Origin of the sequence: Emticicia sp. (assembly GCF_049241225.1) — a bacterium.
Classification (GTDB): domain Bacteria; phylum Bacteroidota; class Bacteroidia; order Cytophagales; family Spirosomataceae; genus Emticicia.
In genome coordinates this window covers 1-6,908 of record NZ_JBMLRC010000012.1, presented here as the reverse complement: position 1 = coordinate 6,908, position 6,908 = coordinate 1, and the positions used below count along the sequence as shown (strand labels likewise).

The window sequence follows — 6,908 nt, the reverse complement described above, 5'->3', positions numbered from 1 at the left end:
ACGAGCAGTATTTGTCAACTTTGAGCGAAGACGATAGAAAACTCATCGAAGAAGGAAAGAATTTTTACGTAGTAAATCTAAAAAATAAAGGTGGCTTAATTATGCCAATTATTATTCAAATGCAGTTTGAAGATGGTACAAAAGAAGACGTAAGAATTCCAGCCGAAATTTGGCGTTTGAATGATAAAGAGGTAAAGAAAACTTTGGTAACAACTAAGAAGGTAGCTAAATTTAAACTTGATCCTTATCACGAAATTCCAGATATTGATACTTCTGATAATGCGTTCCCGAAAGAACCTGAGCAACCAACAAAATTCCAAGCCTTTAAGCAAAGAAGTTTTGGTGGTGGCGGTTCAAACCCAATGCAAGAAGCATTGAAAAACAAACCAGCAGGAACTCAGACGAGTGGAGATAAGAAATAAGAAGTTTATCGCGATAGTTAAGTAAAAAAGCGTGAAGAAATCATCTCTTCACGCTTTTTTACTTAAATTTTTATCAAAATCGGTTTCTGATTACTGTACCTCAAAGGTTTTTGGTCTCCCAAACGAACGATACTCATTTCATAATTCCCAGAAGGTAGATATTGTAGAAAAGCCGTTTGGGTCAAAGTCTGGCTAAAATTACTTTGTGTTTTTATACTTTCTAATAAACCATTTCGCTGGGGAAAAAGTGAAAATATAAAATCTTTCGTATCGGACGATAAAACTAAATAGTAATCATCTACTGAAGAGAAACTATCAGGTAAAACCACCGAAACGCTTAGTTTTTTCATTGAGCAGCCCGCAACAGTATTCTCCACTTTATAAACTGTATCAATTGCTATCCCTTCCGCTGACTTTGTTGTATTCTTTAAGTTTTTAATCAAAAAATCAACATTTTCATTTGTTGGTACTTGTACTTTTAGGTCTTTCATCAAAATTTTGTAATAATCATTGTCACAAAATGCTTGAAACTGAGCTGTGATTTTATCGTTTACGTACCAATTATAAGTATCAGTTATTAAATATTGATATTGTTTTTTTACATCATACGAATACACCCATGTTGACAGTATGTTATAGATAAAAGCCAAAGTGAGAGTAAGGGCTAAGAACAAAGATTTTGCACGAGGTTGGGTTTGAAAAAACTTTAGATATATGAGTGGGACAAGAGAAAGAACAATAATAGCAGAATAGATTTTGTAACGACTGATGAGTACATCAGGACGTTTATGTCCTGCAACGACTGCTACAAGCATTGCAAAGAGCACAATTGCAAAAAAGAATAGTTCAGTACTATTAGCCTTTCCACCTTTTAAAATATCGGATTTGACGATGTAGTACAGAAATCCCAAGCTCAATAATACTCCTAATATGAGTGAAAGTGTACTATCTCCTTCAAAATGGGCAATTCCCCCAATAAACCTTAAAGTATTTAAAACTTTATCAATTTCAAGCATGATATTGTTATCACTCATTGATATTCTTGATAATATAATCGTACTAATCACAGATAGAGTGAGCCAAATACTTCCACTAAAGTATTTTTTTTGTATAAATAATATAATTGTTCCTGTGTAGAATATCATTACACCTGTGCTACTAGTGAGATAAGCAGAACCTGCAAAAAATAGAGCCAGAAAAAAACTTAATCTTTCTTTTTTTATAAAGGAAAGGCAATATAAAGCGATTATTGAAAAGAGAATAACCGAAAAATTTTGGTGTGAAGCCATTCCCCAAAAATAGTTTTCGTAGAACTGAAGCGAGAAGCCAACTAAAGGAAAAAACGAAATCCAAAGCCATGATGCTCCTGTATGTATCCTAAATACATATCCTATCAAAAAGATACTTGCAAACCAAGAGGCATTACCAATAAGCATCAAGTGTATCAAATTAAAATTTTCTCTGAGAAAAAAGTAAAGAACTAGAGCGGTGGACTTGGTATAGGCGATAATATGCTCTAAATTTGAAGCAAATAGATAATCAGGGATGACCTCACCTTTTGTTCGGTATTTTTTTTCAGCTAACCATATAAAGTCATAAACTGCCCAGTAATCATCTAAGAACGGAAGACTAACTGCATACTTGGTAAAAAAATATGCAAAAGACGATAGACTTATGACCAATAAAGCAATAAAGATTTGCTGCGGTTTTAAAAATGTTTTTTGCATATTTAGTTTTTATGGATACTAAAAATAGCTTTTGTAGATTAAATAGATTCAAAGTTGCAACAGAAATTTGAGATCTAACATTAGGATATTATTAGTTTTTACAAATCAGGCTGTTTAAAGTTAATAGGCACGGTTTTATGGAAAATAAACTATTGATTATCAGTGTTTTATTTTAAAATGTATTGGTGAGTAGTAAATATTTAAAATAGAAAATATCAGGCATTAGTATCAATTAGACAACAAAACTATCATGCAAACGCTCAAACTATCTATCGAAGACCATATTGCTCATGTGATAATCAATCGCCCCGAAAAAGCCAATGCTTTGAATCAAACTGCTTGGGACGAAATCACCGAAGTTTTTGAATACCTCGACGAAAACCCCGAAGTACGAGTTGTAGTACTTGAAGGTGGCGAAAGCAAGCATTTTTGTGCAGGAATTGATTTGAGTTTGCTGATGTCGGTTTCGCAGACCTATATCGCTTGCGATGCCCGCCGACGTGAGCGAGTACGTAAAGATGTTTTGCGTTTACAAGCACCAATCAATGCCATCGAAAACTGCTCAAAACCTGTTTTGGCAGCCATTCATGGTGGTTGTATCGGTGGTGGAATCGACTTGGTTTGTGGTTGTGATATGCGTTATTGCACCGATGATGCTTATTTTACCATCAAAGAAATTGACATGGGAATGGTAGCCGATTTAGGCACTTTACAGCGTTTACCCAAACTCATTGGCGATGGACTGGTACGAGAAATGGCTTACACTGGCCGAAATGTAGAAGGGAAAGAAGCTGAGAAAATAGGCATCGTGAATCGCTCGTTTGCTGATAAGGCTACGATGATGCAGGAAGTAATGAAAATAGCAGCCACGATTGCTTCAAAATCACCGTTGTCGATTCGTGGTACAAAACATATTTTGCTACACACCCGTGACCACTCAGTGGCCGACGGACTCAACTACATGGCCACTTGGAATGCCGCCATGTTGCTCTCAAACGACCTCCAAGAAGCCTTTGCCGCTAAAATGCAAAAACGTGATGCTAACTTTGAAAATTGAGTTTAAATGGATGCTGATAATCACTTGTTTAAAATAAAAAATCCGTGATTATCAGCGTTGGTACATCCGTTTTATCAGCGTGCCAAAATCATTTAGTTTTGAAACAAAAACATTCAAATCACAGAATTTTATTATTGTCTTTTATAAAAACACTCCTATCTAATTAGCTTATTGTCAGCATTTATTTCAAAAAAATGTGGTTTTTCAATTTGAAAGGAAGTAATTTTGCACCCGATTTGAGCAGTTTTACTCAATTCTTCAATTTTATTATCAATTTTACAAAAAAGTATCATGTCTGCATTAAATTTAGTCGCTGACAGAATCAATGCGTTGGAAGAATCTGCCACGCTTGGTATGTCGAAAAAGTCACGTGAATTAGCGGCACAGGGACACAAAGTAATCAACCTCTCAGTTGGAGAGCCAGATTTCAAAACCCCAAAACACATTTGCGATGCTGCAAAAGCGGCAATCGACGCTGGTTTTCACCACTACACGCCCGTAGCAGGTATTCCTGAGCTACGAAAGGCTATTGCAGACAAACTTAAACGTGAGAATAATATAGATTGGAAACCAGAGAATATTGTGGTTTCAACAGGAGCAAAACACTCTTTGGCAAATGTTATTTCTTGTTTGATTAACCCAGGTGACGAAGTAGCTATTTTATCGCCATATTGGGTAAGTTACTCAGAAATGGTGAAATTGGCAGAGGGAAAATCGGTAATTGTAGAAGGAAAATTTGAAAATGATTTCAAAGTAAAACCTGAGCAATTAGAAGCAGCCATCACAGACCGTACGAAAATCGTAATGTATGCTTCGCCAAATAATCCAACTGGTTCGATTTATAGCGAAGCAGAATTGAGAGCATTGGCGGCGGTTATCGAAAAACACGAAAATATCTTCGTTTTAGCTGACGAAATCTACGAATATATCAACTTTACTGACGAAGGACATTTCAGCATGGGTTCAATTCCAAGCATGAAAGACCGAGTAATCACAGTAAACGGTTTTGCTAAAGGTTTTGCCATGACTGGCTGGCGTTTGGGCTACATCGCAGCGGCAAAGTGGATTGCTGATGCAGTAGAGAAACTACAAGGGCAAGTGACTTCGGGAACAAACTCAATTGCTCAACGTGCAGCGGTTGTTGCTTGGGACGATACTTCGGCGGCAGAATCAATGAAATTAGCTTACTTACGTCGTCGTAATTTGGTAGTTAGTTTATTGAGAGAAATTCCAGGTTTCAAGGTAAATATGCCTGACGGAGCGTTCTACGCATTCCCAGATGTAAGTTATTATTTCGGAAAATCTGACGGAAACGTAACTATCCAAGATGCTGACCAATTGTGTATGTGGTTGTTGGAAACAGCTCACGTAGCACTTGTGGGTGGAGGCTCATTCGGAGCTCCAAACTGTTTACGCCTTTCAACTGCCGCTTCTGACGAGGCTCTTACTGAAGCAGTTGCAAGAGTAAAAGCTGCTTTGACTAATTTGAAGTAAGCAATTTCGATATTTAAGGAAGCCTTCGCTCTAAGCGAAGGCTTCCTTTTTTATGCCCTCCAATCCCAGACAACTACTCGCCAAACTTCGCCAAGAGTAGCATCATGAAAATCCTTTACAGGAATAAATCCTACTCGGGCATGAGCTTTCAATGAGCGAGTATTATTAGTTGAAATATCGGTTACACACATTTCAAAGTTAGCAGATAGTTCTTCTCGGAGTTTCTGATACATTCCATCAAAAAAGCCCATGCTGCGGTAGCCTTCACCTACACAAACTTGCCCCATTACTACGTAATTAAAATCTTTTAGTTTTTGATTTTCATAGTCAATTTCATCAATTGCCTCGAATAAAGTTTTTAGCTCCGGCACATCGTTTCGGAACTGTGGCAGCATTGCCAAACAATAAGCCACAACTGTATCACCATCTTTTACGATAACGCTCGGTTGGGCATCATTCATCGCCTTCAAAACTGCATATTCATGCTCAACTGTAACAAATCCTTGGCTTTGGATTTGTTCAGTTGTAAGGTTTTTCTTGAGGTTTTTTTGTTGAAGTGCTAAAATCCCTCTAACATCATCGTCGCCGTTGACAGTCGTAATAATAGGTTTTATTGTAGTATCTTGCATAGTAAAGTTTGAAAGCCGCAATTAAGGCACGATTGAAATGATTTACAAGATTTCGGAGATTGAAATTTTATTTTAAAGATTCTAAACGAAAGTTGTCCAATAAATTAATCTTGAAATCAAGGTAATATTGGTATATCTTTGAAAAAATTATTTTCAAACTACGCCCTTTATTCCTCTATTCATGAACTTCAAACAAACTTTGCTTGCCTTCTTTGGTAGCTTATTATTTTTGCCACAAATCAGCAAATCTCAGTCGAAAGATGAACAATATTTAATCGTTGGTACATACACACGCCCCAACACCAAAAATCCGAGCGAAGGCATTTATATCTATAAATTCAATACTAATACTGGCGAATTTAGTGCCGTTAGTAAAGCCACGGGCATCAAAAATCCATCGTTTTTGACAGTTTCTCCCAACCAAAAATTTGTTTATGCTGTCACCGAAACAAGCGATGGCTCGGTAACGGCTTATAGTTTTGATAAAAAATTAGGCAATTTAACTAAGCTCAATACGCAATCAGCGGGTGGAGCAGACCCTTGCCACATAAGTATCGACAAAACAGGAAAGTGGATTTTGGTGGGAAATTATTCGGGAGGAAATTTGTCGATTTTGCCTGTTGAAGCTGATGGTTCTCTCGGAAAAGCAACACAAACCATCAATCACGAAGGTAAAGGCCCGAATACTGGTCGTCAAGAAAAACCGCACGTTCATTCGGTAAATATTGCTCCTAATAATCGAGATATTTTTGTACCAGATTTGGGCATTGATAAAATCATGACGTATAGTTTAGATGCCAAAAATGGTAAACTTTTGGAAGGAAAACCAGCTTTTACGAAAGTAGCTGATGGTTCGGGACCACGCCATTTTACGGTTCATCCAAACGGTAAATTTGCTTATGTGATTCAAGAATTAAGTAGCACCGTTACGGCTTTCAACTATGCTTCGGGAAAATTGACTCCTTTTCAGACAATAACGACGCTTGCCAAAGATTTTAGAGATAAAAACAAGAGTTTCTGTGCCGATATTCATATCTCGCCCGATGGAAAGTTTCTGTATGGCTCAAATCGTTTTGTAGATGCGGGCAATAAAAATGGCATTTTTGCTCCTAATAATACTACTGATACAATAGTTATGTATAGCATTGACCAAAAAACTGGAAAACTGACCTACATCGGCAACGAATCAGTTTTAGGAAAAATACCTCGTAATTTTATGATTACGCCCAACGGAAAATTTGTTTTGGTAGCCAACCAAGAGACAGATAATATCACGATTTTTAAAAGAGATGCCAAAACAGGAAAATTATCGCCAACAGGCAAGCAAATTGACGTACCTGTGCCTGTTTGTTTGAAGATGGTTTCAGTAGAATAATTTTGTAGGTTGTAGAACAATTTTGTAAATTGTTCAAGCGTAGAATAAGAAAAAATTCGTGTGTTTTTTCCAAATTTAAATCTTAGTAGTTTCTAAGACCAATGCCATCCGTGTCCCCTACGTGCCTTCGGGAGACACGGATGGGACGAAATTTCCAAACCATTTTCCAAAAAACTGATGCTAATGGTGATAATATTGTCTTTG

The 6,908-nt window shown here is 36.9% G+C and carries 5 protein-coding genes and 1 pseudogene; 4 read left to right on the top strand and 2 right to left on the bottom strand.

The features are described from left to right. Nucleotides 1–422 (top strand): annotated as a pseudogene (locus ACOVO2_RS00635) (M1 family peptidase); the annotation flags it as partial. Nucleotides 423–484: 62 nt separating this feature from the next. On the opposite strand, the gene ACOVO2_RS00630 reads toward ACOVO2_RS00635, so the two are convergent. Further along, nucleotides 485–2,149, bottom strand: coding sequence for a hypothetical protein (locus ACOVO2_RS00630; protein WP_421768114.1), 1,665 nt, complete (start codon nucleotides 2,147–2,149; stop codon nucleotides 485–487). A gap of 250 nt (nucleotides 2,150–2,399) precedes the next feature. On the opposite strand from ACOVO2_RS00630, the gene ACOVO2_RS00625 reads away from it, so the two are divergent. Beyond that, nucleotides 2,400–3,206, top strand: a complete 807-nt coding sequence (locus ACOVO2_RS00625) for a crotonase/enoyl-CoA hydratase family protein (protein WP_421768113.1) — start codon at nucleotides 2,400–2,402, stop codon at nucleotides 3,204–3,206. Between the two features lie 291 nt (nucleotides 3,207–3,497). Further along, nucleotides 3,498–4,700, top strand: a complete 1,203-nt coding sequence (locus tag ACOVO2_RS00620; RefSeq protein WP_421768112.1) for a pyridoxal phosphate-dependent aminotransferase — start codon at nucleotides 3,498–3,500, stop codon at nucleotides 4,698–4,700. 50 nt (nucleotides 4,701–4,750) lie between these two features. Here ACOVO2_RS00620 and ACOVO2_RS00615 read toward each other — a convergent pair whose 3' ends face one another. Further along, nucleotides 4,751–5,329, bottom strand: a complete 579-nt coding sequence (locus ACOVO2_RS00615; RefSeq protein WP_421768111.1) for a GNAT family N-acetyltransferase — start codon at nucleotides 5,327–5,329, stop codon at nucleotides 4,751–4,753. Nucleotides 5,330–5,510: 181 nt separating this feature from the next. Between ACOVO2_RS00615 and ACOVO2_RS00610 the strand changes: the two genes are divergently transcribed. Continuing rightward, nucleotides 5,511–6,704: a lactonase family protein gene (locus tag ACOVO2_RS00610; protein WP_421768110.1), complete on the top strand. Its 1,194-nt coding sequence runs from the start codon at nucleotides 5,511–5,513 to the stop codon at nucleotides 6,702–6,704. Nucleotides 6,705–6,908: the final 204 nt, after the last annotated feature.